17 protein-coding genes are annotated in these 23,502 nt (G+C 47.9%); 16 read left to right on the forward strand and 1 reads right to left on the reverse strand.

Annotation, left to right across the window (positions count from 1 at the left end):
- The first annotated feature begins 74 nt into the window (after positions 1–74).
- The 16 genes from mmsA to ACYVD3_RS23125 all read left to right on the forward strand — a co-directional run bounded on the left by mmsA (position 75) and on the right by ACYVD3_RS23125 (position 21,365).
- The gene (gene mmsA, locus ACYVD3_RS23050) at positions 75–1,664 is read left to right on the forward strand and encodes a multiple monosaccharide ABC transporter ATP-binding protein (RefSeq protein WP_460644846.1); all 1,590 of its coding nucleotides are present in this window, start codon (positions 75–77) and stop codon (positions 1,662–1,664) included.
- A 3-nt stretch (positions 1,665–1,667) separates the two neighbouring features.
- Complete coding sequence (gene mmsB / locus ACYVD3_RS23055) at positions 1,668–2,843, forward strand: multiple monosaccharide ABC transporter permease (protein ID WP_460644847.1); 1,176 nt, start codon at positions 1,668–1,670, stop codon at positions 2,841–2,843.
- Positions 2,844–3,094: 251 nt separating this feature from the next.
- The gene (gene rfbC / locus ACYVD3_RS23060; protein ID WP_460644848.1) at positions 3,095–3,649 is read left to right on the forward strand and encodes a dTDP-4-dehydrorhamnose 3,5-epimerase; all 555 of its coding nucleotides are present in this window, start codon (positions 3,095–3,097) and stop codon (positions 3,647–3,649) included.
- A gap of 16 nt (positions 3,650–3,665) precedes the next feature.
- A complete protein-coding gene (locus ACYVD3_RS23065) occupies positions 3,666–4,478 on the forward strand; it encodes an ABC transporter permease (RefSeq protein WP_460644849.1) in 813 nt (270 codons plus the stop codon).
- Positions 4,479–4,660: 182 nt separating this feature from the next.
- Positions 4,661–6,007 (forward strand): ABC transporter ATP-binding protein, encoded by a 1,347-nt coding sequence (locus ACYVD3_RS23070; protein ID WP_460644850.1) that lies wholly within the window; start codon positions 4,661–4,663, stop codon positions 6,005–6,007.
- Positions 6,008–6,020: 13 nt separating this feature from the next.
- A complete protein-coding gene (locus ACYVD3_RS23075) occupies positions 6,021–6,800 on the forward strand; it encodes a class I SAM-dependent methyltransferase (RefSeq protein ID WP_460644851.1) in 780 nt (259 codons plus the stop codon).
- Positions 6,787–9,951, forward strand: a complete 3,165-nt coding sequence (locus ACYVD3_RS23080; protein WP_460644852.1) for a glycosyltransferase — start codon at positions 6,787–6,789, stop codon at positions 9,949–9,951. Before ACYVD3_RS23075 ends, ACYVD3_RS23080 begins: the two co-directional genes overlap by 14 nt.
- A gap of 306 nt (positions 9,952–10,257) precedes the next feature.
- Entirely contained in the window at positions 10,258–11,349 is a 1,092-nt protein-coding gene (locus ACYVD3_RS23085; protein WP_460644853.1) for an acyltransferase family protein, read from the forward strand.
- 119 nt (positions 11,350–11,468) lie between these two features.
- Positions 11,469–12,254, forward strand: a complete 786-nt coding sequence (locus ACYVD3_RS23090) for a nucleotidyltransferase family protein (RefSeq protein ID WP_460644854.1) — start codon at positions 11,469–11,471, stop codon at positions 12,252–12,254.
- A complete protein-coding gene (locus ACYVD3_RS23095; RefSeq protein WP_460644855.1) occupies positions 12,248–13,318 on the forward strand; it encodes a GHMP family kinase ATP-binding protein in 1,071 nt (356 codons plus the stop codon). Before ACYVD3_RS23090 ends, ACYVD3_RS23095 begins: the two co-directional genes overlap by 7 nt.
- Before the next feature lie 35 nt (positions 13,319–13,353).
- The gene (locus ACYVD3_RS23100) at positions 13,354–13,932 is read left to right on the forward strand and encodes a D-glycero-alpha-D-manno-heptose-1,7-bisphosphate 7-phosphatase (RefSeq protein WP_460644856.1); all 579 of its coding nucleotides are present in this window, start codon (positions 13,354–13,356) and stop codon (positions 13,930–13,932) included.
- Between the two features lie 5 nt (positions 13,933–13,937).
- Positions 13,938–14,573 (forward strand): D-sedoheptulose-7-phosphate isomerase, encoded by a 636-nt coding sequence (locus tag ACYVD3_RS23105; protein ID WP_460644857.1) that lies wholly within the window; start codon positions 13,938–13,940, stop codon positions 14,571–14,573.
- A gap of 60 nt (positions 14,574–14,633) precedes the next feature.
- Complete coding sequence (locus tag ACYVD3_RS23110; RefSeq protein ID WP_460644858.1) at positions 14,634–16,457, forward strand: hypothetical protein; 1,824 nt, start codon at positions 14,634–14,636, stop codon at positions 16,455–16,457.
- 56 nt (positions 16,458–16,513) lie between these two features.
- Positions 16,514–17,899, forward strand: a complete 1,386-nt coding sequence (locus ACYVD3_RS23115) for a hypothetical protein (RefSeq protein ID WP_460644859.1) — start codon at positions 16,514–16,516, stop codon at positions 17,897–17,899.
- Between the two features lie 98 nt (positions 17,900–17,997).
- A complete protein-coding gene (locus ACYVD3_RS23120) occupies positions 17,998–20,259 on the forward strand; it encodes a glycosyltransferase family protein (RefSeq protein ID WP_460644860.1) in 2,262 nt (753 codons plus the stop codon).
- Positions 20,260–20,429: 170 nt separating this feature from the next.
- A complete protein-coding gene (locus ACYVD3_RS23125) occupies positions 20,430–21,365 on the forward strand; it encodes a glycosyltransferase family 2 protein (protein ID WP_460644861.1) in 936 nt (311 codons plus the stop codon).
- A 244-nt stretch (positions 21,366–21,609) separates the two neighbouring features.
- Here ACYVD3_RS23125 and ACYVD3_RS23130 read toward each other — a convergent pair whose 3' ends face one another.
- Complete coding sequence (locus ACYVD3_RS23130) at positions 21,610–23,403, reverse strand: GH25 family lysozyme (RefSeq protein ID WP_460644862.1); 1,794 nt, start codon at positions 23,401–23,403, stop codon at positions 21,610–21,612.
- Positions 23,404–23,502 lie beyond the last annotated feature (99 nt).

Raw genomic sequence — 23,502 nt, forward strand, 5'->3', positions numbered from 1 at the left:
GATTTCCTTAGGGGGACGGCTTCTTTTCAGTATGGAGGCCGTCCTTAAGAAATGACGGCAAGGGAGGGATATTCTTGGCAAAAATACTTTTGGAAATGAAGAGCATAACCAAGACATTTCCAGGCGTGAAAGCTCTGGATAATGTAAACCTTCAGGTAGAGGAAGGGGAAATCCACGCCCTGGTGGGTGAAAATGGAGCTGGCAAATCTACTCTGATGAACGTGCTCAGCGGCATTTATCCCTATGGAACCTATGAGGGAGATATTATTTACAGCGGAGAAATCTGCAAATTTAACAATATCAGCGACAGTGAACAAAGGGGAATCGTCATCATCCATCAGGAGCTGGCTCTTGTTCCCTATATGACCATCGCTGAAAACATGTATTTGGGAAATGAAAAGGGGAAAAGGTACGCAATCAACTGGAATGAAACTTATGGGGAGGCGGACCGGTACTTAAAGACCGTGGGACTTATGGAATCCTCCCATACCCTGATCAAGGATATCAGCGTAGGCAAGCAGCAGTTAGTGGAAATTGCAAAGGCCCTTGCAAAGAATGCCAGGCTTTTGATCCTGGATGAGCCTACCGCATCATTGAATGAAGATGATTCCAAATCCCTTCTGGAGCTTTTGTTGAAATTCAAGTCAGAGGGATTAACCTCCATCATTATTTCTCATAAACTGAATGAAATTGCCTATGTGGCGGATAAGATCACAATCCTCCGCGATGGCTCGACCATAGAAACTCTGGACAGGAAAAAGGATGCCATTACCGAGGACAGGATCATCAAAGGCATGGTGGGCCGGGAACTGGTAGACCGCTTTCCCGCGCGCCTTGATGTGGAAATCGGTGAAAAGGCCATGGAAGTGGAGCATTGGAATGCCTGCCATCCCTTGTATTCCGACCGGAAGGTGGTAAGCGATGTTTCTCTTTATGTGAGAAAGGGAGAGGTCGTGGGGATCTGCGGCCTGATGGGAGCCGGAAGAACAGAGCTTGCCATGAGCATTTTCGGAAAGAGCTATGGGGTCAATATCTCCGGAACAGTCCGTATTCACGGAAAAGAGGCGCCATTAAACTCTGTCAGGGATGCCATACGCCATAAGCTTGCCTATGTCACCGAGGACCGGAAGGGCAATGGCCTGATCCTTGGAAATCCCATTAAGACCAACACCACCCTTGCAAATATGCAGGCTGTCAGCCGCCGCACCATTATTGACAAGGATAAGGAATTTGCAGTGGCAGAGGATTACAGGGATAAGCTGAAAACCAAGTGCCCTACGGTGGAACAGAATGTGGGAAATTTAAGCGGCGGAAACCAGCAGAAGGTCCTGCTTTCAAAATGGATGTTCGCAGAGCCTGACATTCTGATTTTAGATGAACCCACCAGAGGGATCGACGTGGGGGCAAAATACGAGATCTACTGCATCATCAACCGTCTGGCTTCGGAAGGCAAATCAATCATCATGATATCCTCAGAGCTTCCGGAAGTCCTTGGAATGTCTGACCGCATTTATATCATGAATGAAGGCCGCATGGTGGGAGAGGTCCGTGGGGCCGAGGCGACCCAGGAGAAGATCATGGCCTGTATCTTAAAATCAGATAAACACCCTGAGGGGATACTTAAATGCCCTGAAAAACGGGAAAATCAGAGGAAAGGCGAGTAGAAGATGGAGAATAAAATAAAATTATCTGAGGGATTAAAAAAATATACCATGGTAATCGTTCTGGCCGTTGTTGTCATTCTTTTTACCGCCAACACCGGAGGGAAAATGCTTCTGCCCCAGAATGTGAACAATTTAATTGCCCAGAATGCCTATGTATTCATTCTGGCCACGGGCATGCTTTTTTGCATTCTCACGGGAGGAAACATTGATTTATCCGTAGGCTCTGTGGTCTGTTTCGTAGGAGCACTAGGCGGAAGCATGATGATCAACATGGGGATCAATCCCTACCTGTCCCTGGTTGCAATGCTGATCATCGGCATTCTGGTAGGCGCATGGCAGGGCTTCTGGATCGCCTATGTGCGGATCCCTCCCTTTATCGTGACCCTGGCGGGCATGCTCATGTTCCGTGGGTTATCCAATGTGGTCCTCCAGGGCATGACCTTATCCCCCATTCCTGAACCTTTTTTAAACCTGTTTAATACCTATGTCCCGGACATATTCGGGATTCAGGGTTTTAACTTAACCTGTTTTTTGGCTGGGATCATTGCCTGTCTGGTTTTCGTGGCGCTGGAACTTTTAAACCGCAGAAAAAAGCTCCAGAAAGGGTACCGTGTGGATCCGATTGGAGGCATGGCGATCAAAATGGCTTTCATCAGCGTTGTAGTTCTGTTTTTCATGTATAAGCTGGCCAGATATAAAGGCATTCCCAATGCTCTTGTCTGGGTGACCGGGATCATTGGGATCTACAGTTATATTTCTTCCAAAACCACCACAGGGCGGTATTTTTACGCTGTGGGCGGAAATGAGAAAGCTACCAGGCTGTCTGGTATTGATACCAATAAAGTATATTTTCTCGCTTATTTGAATATGGGGCTTCTGGCAGCAGTGGCAGGCATGGTGACCGTTGCCCGGTTGAATTCTGCCAATCCCACGGCAGGAAACAGCTATGAAATGGATGCCATCGGCGCCTGCTTCATCGGAGGTGCTTCCGCATACGGCGGTACGGGAACTGTGCCGGGAGTGATCGTAGGTGCGACTCTTATGGGCGTGCTGAACTTAGGGATGAGCATCATGGGCGTGGACCAGAATCTGCAGAAGGTGGTGAAGGGGGCGGTTCTTATGGCGGCGGTTATATTTGATGTGGTGAGCAAGAGAAAGTCGTTTATTGTGAAGCAGTAAATGGGAAGGTTTTCTTTCGGATGCCGAAAAATACTTTGGTGCATTAAATGCTGTTTTCTTATACATACGTATGAGAAACAGCATTTTTTATCTGCGATAAAAGACATTTTTCGCATTTTTTATTTTCATGATTTGCCCATGAATCAACGGCTTATTTAAATAAAAATCCCCCTATATATAGAAATCTGGCCCAACTTGTGGTAGAATGCTACAAGTAAAAGAATGTTTTAAAAGATAAAGGAGCATAAATTATGGGAAAGATAAAAGTAACAACATGCGGAATCAAAGGGCTTTTTGTCATTGAGCCTGGGGTATTTCACGATTCCAGAGGATATTTCATGGAAACCTACAACCAGAATGATTTTCAGGAAGCAGGGCTTGACATGGTTTTTGTACAGGACAACCAGTCCATGTCCGTAAAGGGCGTACTGCGGGGCCTCCATTTCCAGAAGCAGTTTCCTCAGGGAAAGCTGGTGCGGGTGGTAAGAGGAAAGGTGTTTGACGTGGCTGTGGATCTGCGTTCCTCTTCCGAAACCTATGGAAAATGGTTCGGCGTGGAGCTGTCTGCGGAAAATAAAAAGCAGTTCTACATTCCGGAAGGCTTTGCCCATGGATTTTTAGTTATGTCTGATGAGGCTGAATTTGCATATAAGTGTACCGATTTCTATCATCCAGGTGATGAGGGCGGAATTTTATGGAACGACCCGTCAATCGGCATTGACTGGCCCATTGAGGAAGGTATGGAGCTGATTATTTCCGAGAAGGATCAGAAGTGGAGCGGAATCCGGGATACCTTCAAATTTTAATTGAGAGGAGAAAACCATGAATTATCTGGTTTCCTTAATAAAAGAAATTATTGTAAAGAGAAAGCTCATCCTGGATCTGTCAAAGGCGGATTTTAAAAAGCGGTTTGTAGGCTCCTATTTCGGGATCGCGTGGATGTTTTTACAGCCCATGGCAACGGTGCTGGTATACTTTTTCGTATTCCAGATGGGCTTTAAAAGCGTACCTCCTGTCCCGGATTACCCTTACGTGCTTTGGCTGATCCCGGGCATTGTGCCCTGGTTTTATTTCAGCGAGGTGCTGAACATGGGGACGGGCTGTCTTCAGGAATATAATTATCTGGTGAAAAAGGTGGTGTTCCGGGTAGAGATCCTTCCGGTCATCAAGATGATTTCCTGCCTGATGGTACATGGTATTTTTGCAGTTATCATGATCCTGGTATTTTTCTGCTACGGCTTTTTTCCAAAGGCGAGCTGGATCCAGATCTTGTATTATTCCTTTGCAAGCTCCATGCTGTCTCTGGCCATTGCGTATTTTACCAGCGCCATTCATGTGTTTTTCAAGGATATGGCACAGATCATAGGGATCTTCCTGCAGTTTGGGATGTGGATGGTGCCCATCATGTGGGCGCCGGAAATGTTTTCCGCAATTCCTTCCTGGCTGCCGGTTCTGCTTAAGTTAAATCCCTTCTATTATATCGTGGCAGGGTACCGGGACAGCATGCTGACCGGAAACTGGCTGACAGAACGGCCGACCCTGGGACTGTATTTCTGGTCGGTGACCATTGTCCTGATGCTTATAGGGCTGAAAGTATTTAAAAAACTGCGCCCACACTTTTCTGATGTGCTGTAACCTTCACGAAAGCAATGAGTAGTGCGAAATATGACAGAAAAAGTTTTTCGTTGTGCTAGCACATAAGAAAAACTTTTCCTGGCATATTTCATAGGGCGAATGCCCGTGATCTGGCGAAACTGAAAGTTTCGCCAGATGCACTACGGACTCAAGGTATAACTTTATATAACATGGAGGATTCAATGTCCGTAGAATCGAACAACAGAGCAATATCTGTTAATAACGTAACAAAGATCTATAAATTATACGACAAGCCTTCTGACCGTTTAAAAGAGGCATTAAGCGTGACCCACAAAAACTACCACCGGGATTTCTATGCCTTAAACGGCATTTCTTTTGAAGTAGAAAAAGGACAAACAATGGGCATCATCGGTACCAATGGGTCAGGCAAGTCCACCATACTGAAAATCATTACCGGAGTCCTTACCCCCACCTCAGGCAGTCTTGAGGTCAACGGGGTGATTTCCGCTCTGTTGGAGCTGGGAGCCGGGTTTAACATGGATTATACTGGAATCGAAAACATTTACATGAACGGCACCATGATGGGATTTTCCAAGAAAGAAATGGATGGAAAGCTTAAGGATATCCTGGATTTTGCGGACATCGGAGATTTTGTCTACCAGCCTGTGAAGACCTATTCAAGCGGTATGTTCGTCCGCCTGGCATTTGCCCTGGCAATCAACGTGGAGCCTGAGATCCTTATCGTTGACGAGGCCCTGTCCGTTGGTGACGTATTTTTTCAGGCAAAATGCTACCGTCGTATGGAAGAAATCCGCCAGAACGGAACTACCATTTTAATGGTCACCCATGATATGGGAGCGATCATCAAATATTGTGACCGTGTCGTGGTTTTAAATAAAGGAAATTTTATTGCCGAGGGAGAGCCTGGAAAGATGGTGGATCTCTATAAAAAGATCCTGGCCAATCAAATGGACGAACTTGGGGAAGATCTGGAAGAGATAAGAAAAGGCATATTAAACGATTTTTCCGGGGAACAGGCTTCTGTCCTTATGCAGTCCCAAAGCTCCCGCCAGGAAGGTCTTATGAAGGAAAAGCTGACCATTAACCCAAACCGTACCGAATACGGCGACAAAAGGGCGGAGATCGTGGATTTCGGGCTTTTGGATGAGAGAGGGAATGTGACTAACCTTCTGCTGAAAGGGGAACGCTTTACTATTAAGGAGCGGGTCCATTTTCATACCCAAATTGAAACGCCTATTTTTACCTATACCATCAAGGATAAACGGGGAGCCGATTTAACCGGCACCAATACCATGTACGAGGCCTCAGATGTGGAGGACGTGGGAAACGGCGATGAATATGAGGTGGAATTTAACCAGAAAATGACCCTTCAGGGAGGGGAGTATCTCCTTTCCATGAGCTGCACTGGATTTGAAAACGGAGAACATGTGGTTTACCACCGCCTGTATGACATCGCAAACATTACGGTCATTTCCAATAAAAATACGGTAGGTATTTATGATATGGAACCGGAAGTAAGCTTAAAGCTTTACCGGGCAGGAGAGTGAGGAGGAAACGTCCATGAAAGATATCAGTCCTGAACTTAAAAATCTGTTTATAAAATACCATGGAGATACAAAAAAGCTGCTGCAGGAAAATCCCAACCTGGATTATTTGTATGCCTTTTCCGATATCCGTGAGAACCTGTTGGAATGGTATGAATTCCATGAGGCGGGCTCTCTGCTTCAGGTGGGGGCTGACTACGGCGCTTTGACCGGCTTATACAGCAGACGGGTGAGACAGGTGACCGTCCTTGATCCGGACCAGGGCAATTTATCGGTGTGCCGTTTACGCAATGAGGAACAGGAAAACATCCGGTATATTGCCGGGGAATTGGACTCTTTAGAAGAGGACGGCTTTGATTATGTGGTAATGGTGGGGTCTTTAAGGCCGCCCTATGACAGGCAGATACAAAAGGCAAAATCTCTTCTAAAGCCGGAAGGAAAGCTGATCCTTTCCCTATGCAACCGATTGGGCCTTAAGTATCAGGCCGGTGCGGTTCCTGATAAGGACCGGCTTTCACGGGAAGAGCTCCGGGAGCTTTTGTGCGGAGAGGATGGAAGGCAGGGAAAGGCGGAATTTTACTATCCCATGCCTGATTACCGCCTGCCCATCACCCTGTATTCCGATGGATATCTGCCTGGCAAGGGGGATTTGACTCATGCCATTTTGGCCTATGATTACCCCAAGTACTTAAGGTTTGATTTAGGAAAGATGTTTGACGAGGTATGTGAGGGAAAGCAGTTTGAGACATTTGCCAATTCATTTTTAACCATTTGGAGCAGCCATGAAGAAAATTAACTTTGTAAAATACAACAGGACCCGCAGGGAAGCGTTTCAGATATGCACCAGTCTGGTGGAAGAGGATGGATATCCTTTTGTGGAGAAGACTGCTTTAAAGCCTGAGGGCGTTGCCCATATAAAATCCCTTGGGGAAAAATATAAAAGCCTTTCGGAGCAAAACCAGAGATTAAAGGTTGCCGGGGTTTCCATAAGCCCGGATGGCGGGACTGCCCGTTTCGATTTCCTTAAGGGTCAGACTCTTTCCGAGCTTCTGGGAAAAGAGATCCGTGAGGGAAAGGTTTCCGTATCCCATATGGAAGACGGGATTTCCCTGATCATGGGCGCAAAGGAAAACTGCATTATCCCCTTTACCCTTACTCCTGAATTTGAAGAGGTCTTTGGAGGTCTTTCGGAGGCTGATGAACGCCCTGCGGGCATACCTTTATCCCCAGAAAACATGGGCGGGAAATATGAAACCATAAAAAAGGACTGGGCGTTTAAAACCTCTAACATTGACTGCCTTTTTGAGAACATCATGATGACTGAGGATGGCCCTTACTGCCTGGATTATGAATGGGTATTTTCCTTCCCTGTCCCTGTCACCTTTATAAAGTTCCGGGTCCTTTATTACTTTTATGAACAGTATAAGAGCCTTTTGTCCTATGATTCCATGGAAGCCTTTATGGAAGAATTTGGCGTGGAGGCAGAGCGCCTGGGCACGTATGAGGAGATGGAACGCCGCTTCCAGGAATATGTCCACGGAGAGAACCAGCAGATTTATCTGGTCAACTACATGCATGAAACCCATGCCCTGCCTGAGGATATGTATGGCGTGTCCCAGGTAATTGATGAGACAAAGGAGCGCCTTTCCCAGATGGAGATGGAGATACGGGAAAAGGATGTGTTCATCACCAGGCAGCAGGAGGAGAAGCGCCTGACTGACAATCATGTGACCAATCAGGAGACGATCATTCAGGCTCTTCGGTCGGATTGTGACAATATGGGGGAAGTGATCGCCTGTCTTCAAAGGCACCAGTCATTGGCCTACCGGGCCGGAAGAAAGCTGGGAAGGATCTTTAACGAAAAGTTCCCAAAGGGGACCAGAAAGCGGAAACTGATGTTTTATGCCAAGGATACGGTACTTCATCCGCTGAAATCTCTCCGTCTTTATACAACAGAGGAAGGACGGAACCTGATTGAAGGGGATATGAAGATCGGAGAGGCCTACCGGGTCCAGGGAAAGCTTCGTTTCGTAAAAGAGGGGCACCCCATGGTATCCATCATCATCCCGGTATACAATCAGATCCATTATACCTATGCCTGTCTTGCGTCTATTCTGGAACATACCAAAGATGTGGTCTATGAGGTCATCATAGCAGACGATGTTTCTACGGATGCAACGGCCGAGCTTTCCAAATTCACGGAAAACGTGGTCATCTGCCGCAATGAAACCAACCAGGGATTTTTGCGGAACTGCAACCAGGCAGCCAAAGCTGCCAGGGGAAAATATGTCATGTTCCTTAACAATGACACCCAGGTGACAGAGGGGTGGCTCAGCAGCCTGGTAAACTTGATCGAATCCGATTCCACCATCGGCATGGTTGGTTCCAAGCTGGTTTATCCCGACGGACGCCTGCAGGAAGCCGGAGGGATCATCTTCCGTGACGGTTCCGGCTGGAACTATGGACGCCTTGACGATCCGGACAAGCCGGAATACAACTATGTAAAAGATGTGGACTATATATCCGGGGCTGCCATCCTTCTTTCCAATGACTTATGGAAAAGGATCGGAGGATTTGATGACCGCTTTGCCCCCGCCTATTGTGAGGATTCCGATCTTGCCTTTGAGGTGCGCAGGGCAGGCCTGCGGGTGGTCTACCAGCCTCTTTCCAAGGTCATTCATTTTGAGGGCGTTTCCAACGGAACGGATGTCAATGGTTCCGGCCTAAAGCGGTATCAGGTGGAAAATGGCCGTAAGCTAAGGGAAAAATGGGCGGCTGAACTGAAGCAGCAAAGTGAAAACGACGGAAATCCTGATGTTTTCAGGGCCAGAGAGAGAAGCCAGGACAAAGATATCATTCTGGTGGTGGACCATTATGTTCCCACCTATGACCGTGACGCCGGTTCCAAGACCACCTTCCAGTATCTGAAAATGTTCCTGGAAAAGGGCTATGTGGTGAAATTCCTTGGGGACAATTTCCTTCATGAAGAACCTTATTCCACTGCTTTGCAGCAATTGGGGATCGAGATTCTTTACGGCAGGGAATACCAGGGGAAGATCTGGGAATGGTTAAAGGACCATGGAAATGACATTAAGGTGGCTTATTTAAACCGTCCCCATATCGCTGCCAAGTATATGGATTTTCTTAAAGATAAAACAAACATTAAGATGATTTATTATGGCCATGACCTGCATTTCTTAAGAGAAGGCAGGGAATATGAACTGACAGGAGATCCCAAAAAGAGGGAGTCTTCTGAGTACTGGAAGTCAATGGAGCTTCGCCTTATGAGAAAGGCTGGGGTATCCTATTATCCGTCCTATGTGGAGCGGGATGCCATTCATGAGATAGAGCCTTCCATTCATGTGAAAGCCATTGTGGCCTATGTTTATGAGAACTTCTTAAAACAAATTCCCGATGACTTCGAAAAGAGGGAAGGGCTCTTGTTTGTAGGCGGATTTGCCCATCCCCCTAACGCAGATGCTGTTCTTTGGTTTGCCCAGGAAATATTCTCTCTGATCCGGGAACATCTGCCCATTAATTTCTATATCGTTGGTTCTAAGGTGACGGATGAAATTAAGGCTCTGGAGCAGCCGGGCAGCGGGATCATTGTAAAAGGATTTGTATCAGAGGAAGAACTGGCAAGGCTTTATGTAAGCTGCCGGGTGGTGGTAGTGCCGCTGCGTTACGGCGCAGGGGTAAAGGGAAAGGTCATCGAAGCCTTATATAATGGCGCTCCCGTGGTCACCACCTCCATCGGTGCAGAGGGCATTCCGGAAGCGGACAAGGTCATGGTGGTGAAAGATGAACCGGCGGCCTTTGCAGGGGAAGTGGTTTCCCTGTATCAGGATGGAGCAAGGTGCAGGCAGATGTGCCAGGAAACCCAGAATTATATCCGCAGGTATCACAGCATAGAGGCAGCCTGGAATGTGATCGGAGAAGATTTTTAGAGGACAAAGCTTAAATAACCCGCGTACCGGTTTATCCGGGCGCGGTGCTGTGCCGCTTTCATGGCTGTACCCTGGCAAGTGCTGCTTTTTCAGCCAGATGATTTCTGAATCAAGGGAGTGTTTAACCGGAAGGAGCCAAATCTCCTTTCAAGATAACACCTCCGGGAGAATACAGAAGCGTACCCATGGAACCCATGTATGGAGTCTTGGCGGGAGCGATGGGCGCTTTGCAGCAGGTACGAGAAGTCGTGCTTAAATTGATAGAAAAGGACAAAGGAGAATGTGACGGGAAAGGAAGGGAATCGCATGGAAGAGAAAAAAAGGGACCGGCTTCTGTTCTGGGATATTTTAAAGGGAATCGGGATCATATCCATTGTGTTCGGCCATTCCCAGAACCTGGGGATCGCCATCCGGACAGTATATTATTACCATTTGGCCATATTCTTTTTCATTTCAGGGTATTTATATAATGAAAATCGTTATGGAGATGCCCCCTTTGACTTTTTTGCACGGCGGCTGAAGAATATGTGGGTGCCCTATTTCTGCTATGGGGGCATGTTCGTTTTATTACATAACTTCCTTTCCTGGTACCTGCTTTTTCCCGCTGATTCCTACTATGGCAAAAAGGAGATGCTTCTTGCCATGGGAAATACCCTGTTCCTGCGCTGCCCGGAAAGCCCGTCAGGAGCCATGTGGTTCGTGCCTCTCATGCTGGCAGCAGGAACAGGCTTTTCGGTCATACTCTGGTTCTGCCGGAACTATCTTCCTGCTTCCTTCCGGCCATGGGCGGCTGCAGCCCTGTGTATTGGAGCGGGGCTTTTTGGTGTGGCCCTCAGCCGGCGGGAGATATTCTTAAGCTACCACCTTCAGACAGCCTTTCTGGTGATCCCGGTCTATTACAGCGGATATGCTGTGCGGACCTGGAAAATCCCCATTGAAAAATATGTGACATGGTATGGGGCAGCCGCATGTGCCGGACTTTTCTATTATTTCCTGGTATTTACCGGAGAAAGCGTGGAGTTGTCCGCCAATCAGATACCGGGAGGGATCAACTTCTATATCATTACTGCAGCCGGCATTTATCTTTGCTGTTATGTGGCCAAATGTCTGGAAAAGGTTCCTAAGGCCGGGAAAGCTGCGGCCCTGCTTGGAAAATATTCCTTTGATATCATGGCCCTTCATTTTCTGGTGTTTAAGCTCTGTGACAGAATTTACGCCCAGATCATACTGGAGCCTGCAGAAAATCAGGGGGGCTTCCCCCACTCCTATCCAGAGCTTCATATCATCTACCTGGTCCTGGGAGTGGCCCTTCCGGTCCTATTTGCAATGGGGTCAAAGAAGGCCATTCATGGCCTGGGCAATATGCTTCGGTCCTGGGCGGGGAATCCCCAGGAATGATCTTCATGGATCGTTCAGCAGATATATGATATACTATCCAAGAAAGCAAAACCGCAGGTTTTATTCGCTGCACTGCGGACTTACGATAACCAATAAAATGATATCAGGAGGATACAGATATGCAGGCAGTTTTACTGGCAGGCGGCCTTGGTACCAGACTCCGTTCCGTGGTGAGCGACAGGCCAAAGCCAATGGCGCTGGTCGGAGACAAGCCTTTTATGGAATATGTGGTAATGGAGCTGGTAAGCCATGGAGTATCAGAAATCATTTTTGCCGTAGGCTATAAAGGCTCTATGGTAGAAGAATATTTTAAAGACGGGTCCCAGTGGGGAATCCAGGTTTCCTATGCTTATGAGGAAGAACTTTTAGGAACCGCAGGAGCCATTAAGAATGCAGGAGTTAAGGTAACAGAGGACCATTTCCTTGTACTAAATGCAGATACCTTTTACCGCATCGATTACAGTAGGCTTACATCCCTTAGCAAGGAGCGGGCTCTTGACATGACCCTGGTACTCCGTGAGGTGTCAGATGTGTCCCGTTACGGACAGGCCGTTCTGGAAGACGGCTATCTTAAAACCTTTAATGAAAAGACGGAAGAACCCCGCAAGGGAACCATAAACGGCGGCATTTATTATTTAAAGCGTGAACTGCTGGATGAGATTCCGGAAGGAAAGGTGTCACTGGAACAGGATATGATTCCAAAGTGGCTTTCAGAGGGAAAAAAGCTGGGCGGTTTTGTAAGCGACGGCTATTTCATTGATATCGGGATTCCCCAGGACTATTACCGGTTTGCCGAAGATGTGAAGAAACACCTTGCAGGTATACCTTCCCATCCGGTAGAACTGGGCGGGCTCTGCCCGGAACCCATGGGCAGTAAGAAGAAAGGAGATGTGAGCTTATGGTAATCAGAGGACGTGCTCCCCTGCGGGTGAGCTTTGGCGGAGGCGGGACCGATGTGGCTCCCTTCTGTGTGGAGCAGGGAGGGGCAATTATCGGCAGCACCATCAATAAGTATGCATACTGCTCCATTGTGCCAAGAGAGGATGACCAGATCATCGTTCATTCCCTGGACTTTGACATGACGGTCAAGTACAATACCAGGGAGAATTATGTATATGACGGACGCCTGGATCTGGTAACGGCGGCATTAAAGGCAATGGACATCAAACAGGGCTGTGAGGTGTATTTGCAGTGCGATGCCCCTCCAGGATCAGGCCTTGGCACTTCCTCCACCGTTATGGTGGCCCTTTTGACGGCCATGGCCAAATGGAAAGGCGTGGAAATGGACAGCTATGCCATGGCAGACTTAGCCTACCAGGTGGAGAGAGAGGATCTAAAGATTGACGGCGGTTACCAGGACCAGTACGCAGCAACCTTTGGAGGCTTTAATTTCATTGAGTTCCATGGCCGCAATAACGTGGTGGTCAACCCTCTCCGCATAAAAAAAGAGATCATGCATGAGCTGCAGTATAATTTACTCCTTTGCTATACAGGAGGCATCCATGTGTCTGCCAACATCATAAAAGACCAGGTAAAGAACTATGAAAAGAAGGATCCCTTTGATGCCATGTGCGAGGTAAAGGCTCTTGCCTATGCCATGAAAGATGAACTTCTAAAAGGAAATCTTTACAGCTTTGGAAAGCTTCTGGATTACGGCTGGAAGAGCAAAAAGCGCATGAGCAGCAAGATCTCCACCCCGCAGATCGACGAGCTTTACGAGGAGGCATTAAAGGCAGGTGCCCTGGGAGGAAAGCTTCTGGGAGCCGGAGGAGGAGGATTCCTTCTGGTGTACTGCCCCTATAACGTCCGCCATAAAGTGGCCGCACGCATGGAAGCTGCCGGTGGGCAGCCTACGGACTGGAACTTTGAGCTGCGAGGCGCCCAGGCCTGGATCACTGATGAAAAGCGGTGGGATTACCAGGAGATCCGGGTGGCCATACCGGGAGGCGAATACCATTTTCCATTATAGGCCTGGAAAAAAGGCAGCAAAAGGAGGGAAAGACCATGGACAGGATCGTATTTTTAGACCGGGATGGAACCATCAATGAAGAGGTGGAATATTTGCACCGTCCTGAGGACCTGGTGATCCTGACTGGAGTGCCTGAGGCCTTAAAACGGCTTAGGGAGCAGGGATTTAAGCTTGTGGTGGTTACCAACCAGGCCGGAGTGGCAAGGGGCTATTATGGAGAAGAGGATGTGAAAGCTCTCCATGAATACTTAAACAGCCTTCTATCAAAGGAAGGCGCCTTCATAGACCGTTTTTATTACTGCCCCCACCATCCGGTATACGGGATCGGAGAATACGGCCGGGAATGCCATTGCCGGAAGCCGGAAACCGGGATGTTTGAGATGGCGGAGGCAAGCTTTCAGGTGGACAAGTCCCACTCTTATATGATCGGAGACAAGCTTCTGGATACAGAAGCCGGAAGAAGATACGGAGTGGGCACGGTTTTGGTGGGAACCGGGTACGGAAAAGAATTATACGGCGGCCTGACCCAGGAAGAGAGAAGGAATTCCTTTGACTCCTACGCCCCCACCATGAAAGAAGCTGTGGACTGGATACTGAACAGAGAAGGAGTGTGAGAAACATGGAACCCATGAATTATTTAGAAGAGCTCATAGAACGTTACCCTGTGCTGGCCTGTGTAAAGCCTCAGATCAGGGAAGCTTACGGGATTCTGGAAACATGCTATGAAAACGGCGGAAAGCTTTTGATTGCCGGAAACGGCGGAAGCTGCGCAGATGCAGAGCACATCGTGGGAGAATTGATGAAGGGCTTTGTAAAACGCCGCCCCGTTTCAGAGGATTTTGCCGGAAGGCTTTTAGAGGCAGATCCAAGGCTTGGAAAAGAATTGGGAGACAAGCTTCAGGGAGGCCTTCCTGCCATTGCCCTGACCGGACATTCCGGCCTTTCTACAGCATTTTTAAATGATGTGGACGGGGAAATGATCTACGCCCAGCAGACGTACGGATATGGAAGGAAAGGGGATGTGTTTTTAGGCATATCCACCTCCGGCAATGCAAAAAATGTGATGTATGCTGTGACGGCAGCAAAGGCCATTGGCATGAAGACCATCGGTCTTGCGGGAAAAGACGGAGGACTTTTAAAGACGGCAGCGGATGTGACCATCGTTGCTCCGGAAAAGGAGACGTTTAAAATACAGGAACTCCACCTTCCCATTTACCATGCCCTCTGCCTGATGCTGGAGGAGCGGTTCTTTTAACTAAAATGGTCGCAGCTCTGATGCAGAGGTGCGTGGTTTGAAATAAGAAAGGGGCGAAAGATGAAAGACAAACAGTGGATAGCCGGGTGGAAGGACGAAATCATCGCAGCCGCACTTTTGCTTGGTTTTGCTTTTTTCATAAACAGAGGGATTGAGATAAAAGGGCTTTATATGGATGATTTGTACCTTTGGTCCTGCTACGGAGAGCAGTCCTTCCGCGAATTTGTGCTCCCTTTGGGAAGCACCCGGTTCCGTTTTGTTTATTATCTGGCAGCCTGGCTGGAGCTGATGGTCACCGGAAGTCATATCGGTTGGTTTGTGCCCATTAATATCCTTTTAAACGGCTGTATCGCCTATACGGTCTACCGGTTCGGAAAGCGCTTGTCTGGAAGATGGCTCATGGGCTTTCTCTGCGGGATTTTATACCTGCTCTCCCGAATGTCCTATTACCAGATCAGCCAGGTATACGGCCTCATGGAAAGTATGGCTTTATGGACTGCCATAGGCATTTTCTACTGTCTCTACCGTTACGTATCCGATGAAGAGGAAAGAAGATGGTTCCTGCCGGCTGCCACTGCAATGTATTTTTCCATCTGCTTCATCCATGAACGGTACATGGTGCTTTTGCCTCTGTTTTATGCAGCGTTTCTCATGAAAAAGGAAAAACGGAAAAAGCCCTGGCTGAGTATCACCGGGGCGTTCCTGGCCGTTCAGGCCATCCGTTTCCTTACCATCGGAAGCATTTCTCCCGCAGGAACCGGGGGAACAGATGTGGCGGATACCTTCCATTTTTCAGATACCTTCCGGTATGCCATAAGCCAGTTGCTCTACTTATTTGGGATCAATGCAGGCCCTGATCATTTAAACGGGTTAAGCTGGGGGAAATCGCCTTACTGGATCCATGTTCTGGTGATATTTGCGGACCTCCTTCTCCTTGTGATGACTGTGGTTTTTATCATAACCGTCATAAGGGAGCGGCAGCAGTTGAAAAAACGTATCCCAGTCATCTGCCTGTTTCTCTTATTCATCGCTCTTTGCATCGGTTCCTCCAGCGTCACCATCCGGGTGGAGACCCGGTGGATCTATGTTTCCATGACGGCAGCATGGCTGTTTGCCGCTTACATGTGCGGGGTGGCGGTGCCCAAAGGTGAGGCAAAAACAAAGCTTGCCAGGCCACTTTTATACTGCGGCCTGTTCCTCCTGTACGGCGTTCTCATGGTTCCGGTGGAAAGCTTTTACCGGGGGAAATACGAGAACCTTTATTACTGGTCCTCCCAGCTTCGGTACAATTCCCTTGCAGAAGAGACTTACGGAAAATATAAGGATAACATATTCGGGAAAAAGATTTATATCATGGGAAATTCCTATGAGATGAGCGATTTCACTGCCAGGACCTTTTTTAAAACCTTTGATAAAAAGCGGCTGGCAGAAGGGACCCAGGTTTCTTTTATTGCATCCATCCACGACATCGGCCTGGTGACTCCGAACATGCTGATCCTGAGAGAGGATCCGGCCCATAATGCATTTCAGGATGTTACGGACTTTGTACGGAACTTAAAATTTGAACCGGTCTATGGCTGCTATGAGGACGGTTGGCTGGACGAAAGTGCCAAAGTCCGGATCATGGCAGGGAAAGAAGGAAAGATCCGCTTTAAATTCTATTATCCAGGCGTCATTACCGGCCTTGAGCAGGTTACGGTGACCGTAAATGGAGGGGAGAAACATGCAATCCCCATTCAATCCAATACGGTGACATCCGAAATCGACGCACCGGCCTTTCAGGTCACGGAGCTGACTTTTGAAAGCAACTTTTTCTATGAAAGTGCAGCGGAGCAAAGAGGAGAGAAGCATCTTTCCATCGTTGCTTCTGTAACAGCAAACTAGTTACAGCTCAGCCATGGCTGAACTGCAAGCGCAAATTAAGGGCAGAGGTGAAACACATGAAGGGAAAGTATCTGTATGGCCTGTTTCCCCTTTTGGGGACTGTTTTTGGCCTCTGGTATATTTTTACGGCAGCCTGTGACGGAATCTATTCAGATTACGTCCGCCTTGTAAACAGTTATCTGCCTGACATATGGAATCCGGCTAAGTTCTTTGTGCCGGATATCCTGACCAGAATTCCGGTCAATTATCTGGGAAGGATCCTTAACATCTCCTTATTTGGATACAACATCATGTTTGACCGGGTGCTGGGGGTTCTGGCCCTGGGACTTTCCGGATTGGTTTTGGGATGCTACTGCAGCCGCAGGAAGGTTTCTCTCGCCTGGTTCGGGGTTCTGATGGCAGTGCTTTTTAGCCTGAACAAGTGGGAAATGCTGACCAATGGAAGCGGCTGGGCCCATTTCTTATCCTTTGCCTGTTTCTATTACCATTATGAGGTCATGGACCGGGTGTGGAGCGGTCAGGAGAAACGCCATGACAGGGCAAAGCTTATTCTTCTTCCGTTTTTCACAACCCTGCTGGTGGCAGGCCCTTATTGTGCCATTTATTCAGTGACAGTCATTTTAGCCTGCGGCTTCATGTTCCTTTTAAAGAAGGATGGCTCAAGGAAGGAGTGGGGAATATACGGTCTATGCGCCCTGATTCCCCTTCTCCTGTACTTGTGGAGCAATTCCTATGCGGTGGAAGACCATGCGGCTCCTGCCACAGTGCCCCTGCTTGTCCAGCTAAGGGACACTCCTGGTTTTTTTGTCCGTTTTTTCATTAAGTCTTTTTCTTCCATGGTCATAGGAGGGGAACAGGCTGAGAAAATCTTTCAGACCAATGCTCCATATATGGTCCTTGGATTTCTCGTGATTCTGCTCTACCTGCTTGCCCTGTGGATAAACCTTCGGTACCGTCTGTATGAGAAGACGGTCCTTCCTGTCATCCTAATCGTATCAGGCGGGCTGAACCACGTGCTCATTCTCTTGTCCAGGTGGATATTCCTTCAGGAAAATTACGGCTTAAGCTCCCGGTATGCCCTTCAGTTTCAGTCAGGGATCCTTGGGATCCTGCTGACCTTTGCCTTATTGTCAAAGCAATGGAAGAGGAAGCAAAATGCCTCCTTTCGGATCGCAGCCTGCATGGCCTGTGTGCTGTTTCTGGCAGGAAACTGTTACACTACCTATACGGAGATAAAAAAGGCCCCCCACCGCAGGGACAACTTTGAAAAAAGGGCGGAGCTGGCCTTAAACTTTGAAACAGCCATTGATGATGAACTGCGGGCTGGCTTTGAATACAGGCCCAGCCGGCCGGACAGCGGAGAAAAGGTACGGACCGCACTGACGATTTTAAAGGAAAACGGATACAGCGTATTCCGAAATGATTTTAAACAGGAAGATTGAAAGAAGACTATCTTTCAACCCCTGTTTTTGGATCGGATGGATAAGCTATGGTATCCAATTGATTCATTCGTATACAACAATGATATTCGGGGGTTTTTATGGGGCGCTCACAAAAAAATGGATATGTTGTCCTGCTGTTTATGCTGTTTTCAGTGGCAGGGATCCTGTATTCTTTGAATCAGATCTTAAACCAGGACGTTTTTCAGTGGATCATGAACCAGGAGGAATATAAAACCATGATGGCAGAGACGGCAAAGCTGTTTGCTGCTTTCTGTTTGTCAGGGCTTCTGTTTCCTAAGAACTGGCAGAAGCTGGGGGCGGCGGCCCTTATTACGGCTGTCTTTTTGTGGGCTCATATGGCCTTTGTTCCGGTGCTGGTCTCAGGCCTTTATCTGGCATATATACTGTTCTTTGGACGCTTTCTCAGGGTATCCCTGTGGAAGCTTCCTAAGGAAGATGGATTATCCTCTGATTTTCTCACAGGAGCCTCTTCCCTTATGGTTGTTTTCTGCCTTATGTCTGCCATTGGTATTGGCTCCATAAAGTACTTGACCGTGTTCCTCTTTATAAGCGCCGGGCTCCTTCTTCTTTTCGGAAGATCCTGCCTGGGAGGCGGAGGAAAGGGAAATGCCCCGGTTTTGAAGGCCAAAGAGATTTTTTTGATTGCCTTTCTTTTGACCATGGTTTGCCTTCAGGCGGGAAGACTTAACATTGCCGTAGACTTCGACAGCCTGTGGTATGGGGTCAGATCCCGGTATATCCTGGACAATGGCCATGGGATTTATGAGAATCTGGGAACCATCGGGATCGTTTACACCTATTCCAAGGGCTTTGAGGTCCTGACTCTGCCCCTATCCCAGCTTCCCTCCTACAGCTTTGTGACTTCGGTGAATCTGTGGCTGTCTTTGGGAGTCCTTTTTCTGGGCTATAAAATCGGCCGCATTTTTATGAAACGGGATCAGGCGGTCTTTTTGGCCGCCCTGTTGTCGGGAGTTCCAGGGATCATGAATATGGCGGTTACAGCCAAAAGTGATATCATCACCCTGCTTTTCCAGGAGATCATGGTGTATTATCTGCTTTTGTTTATAAAAGCAGGCCGGAAGTCCTGGCGTTATCTGGGATACGGGACGGCGGCCTACTTCATCAGCCTGACCTTAAAACCAACGGCCCTGGTCTTTTCCACCGCTGTTTTCGGAATGGGGTTTTTATACCTCCTTGGAAAGTTTTTGCTCCCCCAATTGGGGGCAGAAGAGAAGAATGGCGGTGGATTGGGTGTTGTGGCAGGGGCCCTTCTGGCCTTGGGAGGGATCTGGGCGAGGACGCTTCTGTTGACAGGACTTCCCCTTACCTCGGTATTTTCCTCCCTGCTCACAAGGCTGGGATTTCATATGAAATATCCGTTCATGATCAATTCCATCCCTCATTATGGTGCAGGAATGTCCCTTGGGGAAAAGGCGGTCCGCCTGGCAAAACGGCTTCATGGATTTTTCTTTTGCCCTGTAGGAGAGGATATGGATCACGTGATCCTGGCCTGGGGTGGATTTCTTCTGTATTTTCTCATCTTATTGTGGATTGTAAGCCGTTTTTACGGCAAAGATGTGGATAAAGGAAAAAATAGCCAGCTTTCTTCTTTTTTGAAAGTGATCTATGTGCCGTTTCTGGCGGTCAATCTTATCAGCCTTGCCATGCTGACCCAGGTGGATGGAAATTACTTCATGCTTCTCTACGTGCTTACGGCTGTTTATGTCCTGAAGGCCGCAGCAGAGGCCAGGGAAAAAACTTTATGGCGGGGAGGTATGGGGGTAGGAGTCTGGGTGCTTTTATTTTCCGTATTTTTCACTTCCATGACCAGTTGGAATTGGAGCCTTGGCTTCAGCCCTGTGTCATTTTCCCACAAAGGCTATTACGACCATAGGGAAGCCGCCAGGCAGGAGATGGTTTCAAAGGGAAACGAAAAGATCTGGGAGATCCTTGCCGCCGACCCGGAAACCCGGCTCATTGCCATTGGAGACCATCCGGAGGTGCTGGAATTCCCATGTAACGTCCAATCTTATGATGACATTACAGGGGTATGGGGAAATGTGGTTTTGGTCAAGAAAATGGATTATTTCGTGGAATTCATGGATTATGCGAAAACAGATTATGTCTATGTCCAGGCGGGCTATACGGGTGAAGAAAACCGTTCCTATACTCTGGTCAGGGATCTGATCCGGTGGGGAAAGCTGATACCCGTGTGCTATGACAACGGAAACCTTCTGGCGTCGGTGGATGTGAACGGGGATTATGGCGAAAGGTCAGCCCAGGCATTGACAGAATTTGAACAATGTTATATAAAAAAGGAAGCAAATGAAATGCAATAGCATGGATAAACTGTGACATAACATAAGAAGCATAAGGTTGAAAGAAAAATGCCTTTCAACCTTGAGTTTAGGAACAGCGTGCCCCGCTTTACCGGGCACAGTGCACTCCGCTTCATCGGGTGTCAACCGGATATGCAAGCATACCACCTTGATTCATTAGGAGACAAAATATGGGAAAAACATTATCGGTCGTAGTATCATGCTACAATGAGGAACTGGCTGTTAACCAGTTCTATCAGGAAACGGCCAGCATTTTAAATAAACTTAAATGGGACTATGAACTGATTTTTGTCAATGACGGAAGCCAGGATGGTACCATGAAGGTCCTTGATCATTTATCCAGGCAGGATAAAAAGGTGAAGGTCATCAGCTTTTCCAGAAATTTCGGCCATGAGGCAGCCATGATCGCAGGGCTGGATTACAGCAGCGGAGACGGGATCGTCTGCATGGATGCGGATTTACAGCATCCTCCTGAGTATTTGCCGGAGATCGTCAGAAGATTTGAGAGCGGCTACGACATCATCAATATGGTCCGGACGAAAAATGAGTCCGCAGGCTGGTTCAAGAACTTTGCCTCCTCTTCCTTTTACCGTTTGATCAATGCACTTTCCGATGTGAAGTTTGAATCAAATGCTTCTGATTTCTTTGCCATATCCAGGCGGGCTTCTAATGTGCTTAAGGATAATTACAGGGAAAAGGTCCGTTTCCTGCGGGGCTATGTGCAGAACATCGGCTTCAATAAGACCACCATTGAATATGAGGCAGGAGTCAGGGTGGCAGGAGAGAGCAAATACAGCATTAAAAAGCTTATGGTCTTTTCTTTAAATACCATCATGTGTTTTTCCAATCTGCCTTTAAAGCTTGGAATTTATGCCGGATGCGGCGCAGGCCTTTTGGGGATCCTCATGATGATCTACACCATATGGAGCTGGGCAAGGGTAGGGACGCCAAGTGGGTATGCTACCACTATTGTACTGATATGCTTCATGTTTTCGGTGCAGTTCCTGATCATTGGAATCATCGGTAATTACATTGCCATTCTGTTTGCGGAGTTAAAGGACAGGCCTATTTATATTGTTGGTGAGACGAAGAATTTTTCGGAGTAGTTGATGTTTTTAGCTGTAAAGAGATTTGTAAAAGAGGTCTTGTATAAGAATTGTTATATAAAAAATTTTGAATAAGAAATGCGCTTTGAATCGTAATATGCTACCCCCATATAGGACTTTTATATTTCATTGTCTTATATAGGGGTAGCATATCATTTTTTAAAGCGCATTTTCCTGCTTACAGAACTATTTTCTTGAATAGGCTGTTGTTGCAGCCCGATTTTGCACCAGGTGTTACTGCTGTTTATTTATGTATTCCAGGTCCGATTTCCTTTGTCGGATTGGCGGCAGAGTCCGTAGGTGTGGTCTCTGTCTGAGGGGCCTGGCTTTCTGCGGTGTTTTCTCCGCCTGACTGTCCGGAGGTTTCCTGTGGAGTCACCGTGCAGACGCCGTTTGCATCCGCAGTATAGGAAACTCCATCCAGTACAAAGGTAGCAGAGGCTGCCATCTTTCCGTCAGCCGGATTTAAGTAATACTGCTGGCCATTGATCTGGGTCATACCGGTTGCCATGGAGCCGCTTCCGCCAAAGTAGTACCAAGATCCATCGATCTGTCTCCAGCCTACGGTCATCTTACCGGAGGAGGCGCTTAAATAATACTTGGCTCCCCGTTCCTCAAGCCATCCGGACTGCATCTTTCCGTCATTTCCAATATAATACCAGCTTCCGTCTGGATTGATCCAGCCTGTTGCCATGGCTCCGCCCTGGTTAAAGAAATACCAGCTATTGTCTATGAGCTGCCAGCCGGTGGAAACCGCGCCGTTTCCTGCCAGATAATACTTGGAGGAACCATCGGTATGCCATCCTGTTGCCATAGAGCCGTCGTTATTTAAATAATACCGGGAACCGTTGTTATCCAGCCAGCCGGTGGCCATCACACCGCTTTCCTGTAAGAAATACCGCTTGCCGTTTATATCCTTCCATCCTGTAGCCATTTGGCCGGAAGAAGGATCCAGATAGTAATACTGGCTGTTTAATTCCTGCCATCCGGTGGCCATTGCACCATCGGAATTCAGATAATACCGGGCCCCGTTGTCAGAGAGCCATCCGGTATTCATGGAGCCGCTTGGATTAAAGAAATACCATTTGTCAGAAAGCAGCTTCCATCCGGTGTTCATCCGTCCTGTGGTTTCGTCCAGATAATAACGCAGCCCGTCCTTATTAAACCATCCGGTTGCAGTCAGCCCCTCTTCATTCATAAAGAACCAGCCGGAGCCATCGTTGATCCAGGCATTTTTCTGGATAGAATAGTTCTGGTAGTAATAGGTCTTTCCTCCAATGGTTCTCCACATATTTCCAGGAAGCTTTGGAGTCAGATCTTTATAGAGAAAGTCAATGTCAACGTTTCCGTTAATGCCGTTAATGGAGCCGGTGCTGGTGACCTGCCACATGATCGGATTGGCGTAGACATGTTTCGCCTCATACCGGGCGACCCATACGTCATAAGGCATATTGGATAAGTCGATTTTCTTTGATAACCAGTAATCATTTGCATATACGATTGGGTAATATCCGGCATCTGCAATGCGCTGGCAGAATGCATTGATCACTTCGCTTACCTGGGCAGGGGGGAGAGTACCAAGGGTGGCGCTGTCCTCTGCGTCAAAGGCGATGGGAAAAGAGATAGGATAATCCTTTACCAGACTGAGGACAAAATCTGCCTCCGCTCTGGCCATGTCAGGTGTGGTGGCAAGAGAATAAATATAGGCGCCCACCTTTAATCCTGCCGCTGATGCACCCTGTACATTGGTATGGAAATTCGGGTCCACAACCCCTTTGGATCTGGTGCCCAGCATAACAAAGCTGACATCATTTGCCGCTACAGCCGCCCAGTTTACATTTCCCTGCCACCTGGAAACGTCGATTCCTCTGGCAATTGCCTCTTTGATCACCGTGCCGTCTGCTAACTGATAATTGCCATTGACCCTTTCATAGGCAGCAGCCCAGGAATCCATGGCAGGGCCAAACCCTGCAGACATTCCCATAAGGGCGCATAATGCTGCTGCAGCAAACCGCATGCGAATTTTTTTGTGTCTCAATGTGATACCTCCTTATCATTCGAGTATTATGGAGTGCTGTGCCCTTACATGCTTCCGGAAGGAAAATGCAGGTGCACGAAATCAGAGAAAACCTTCTTG

This window comes from Lacrimispora brassicae (genome assembly GCF_054772055.1).

Bases quoted from the DNA above. Each gene is read 5' to 3' on its own strand.
- mmsB (WP_460644847.1), top strand. From the start codon at position 1,668: ATGGAGAATAAAATAAAATTATCTGAGGGATTAAAAAAATATACCATG.
- rfbC (WP_460644848.1), top strand. From the start codon at position 3,095: ATGGGAAAGATAAAAGTAACAACATGCGGAATCAAAGGGCTTTTTGTC.
- ACYVD3_RS23065 (WP_460644849.1), top strand. From the start codon at position 3,666: ATGAATTATCTGGTTTCCTTAATAAAAGAAATTATTGTAAAGAGAAAG.
- ACYVD3_RS23070 (WP_460644850.1), top strand. From the start codon at position 4,661: ATGTCCGTAGAATCGAACAACAGAGCAATATCTGTTAATAACGTAACA.
- ACYVD3_RS23075 (WP_460644851.1), top strand. From the start codon at position 6,021: ATGAAAGATATCAGTCCTGAACTTAAAAATCTGTTTATAAAATACCAT.
- ACYVD3_RS23080 (WP_460644852.1), top strand. From the start codon at position 6,787: ATGAAGAAAATTAACTTTGTAAAATACAACAGGACCCGCAGGGAAGCG.
- ACYVD3_RS23085 (WP_460644853.1), top strand. From the start codon at position 10,258: ATGGAAGAGAAAAAAAGGGACCGGCTTCTGTTCTGGGATATTTTAAAG.
- ACYVD3_RS23090 (WP_460644854.1), top strand. From the start codon at position 11,469: ATGCAGGCAGTTTTACTGGCAGGCGGCCTTGGTACCAGACTCCGTTCC.
- ACYVD3_RS23095 (WP_460644855.1), top strand. From the start codon at position 12,248: ATGGTAATCAGAGGACGTGCTCCCCTGCGGGTGAGCTTTGGCGGAGGC.
- ACYVD3_RS23100 (WP_460644856.1), top strand. From the start codon at position 13,354: ATGGACAGGATCGTATTTTTAGACCGGGATGGAACCATCAATGAAGAG.
- ACYVD3_RS23105 (WP_460644857.1), top strand. From the start codon at position 13,938: ATGGAACCCATGAATTATTTAGAAGAGCTCATAGAACGTTACCCTGTG.
- ACYVD3_RS23110 (WP_460644858.1), top strand. From the start codon at position 14,634: ATGAAAGACAAACAGTGGATAGCCGGGTGGAAGGACGAAATCATCGCA.
- ACYVD3_RS23115 (WP_460644859.1), top strand. From the start codon at position 16,514: ATGAAGGGAAAGTATCTGTATGGCCTGTTTCCCCTTTTGGGGACTGTT.
- ACYVD3_RS23120 (WP_460644860.1), top strand. From the start codon at position 17,998: ATGGGGCGCTCACAAAAAAATGGATATGTTGTCCTGCTGTTTATGCTG.
- ACYVD3_RS23125 (WP_460644861.1), top strand. From the start codon at position 20,430: ATGGGAAAAACATTATCGGTCGTAGTATCATGCTACAATGAGGAACTG.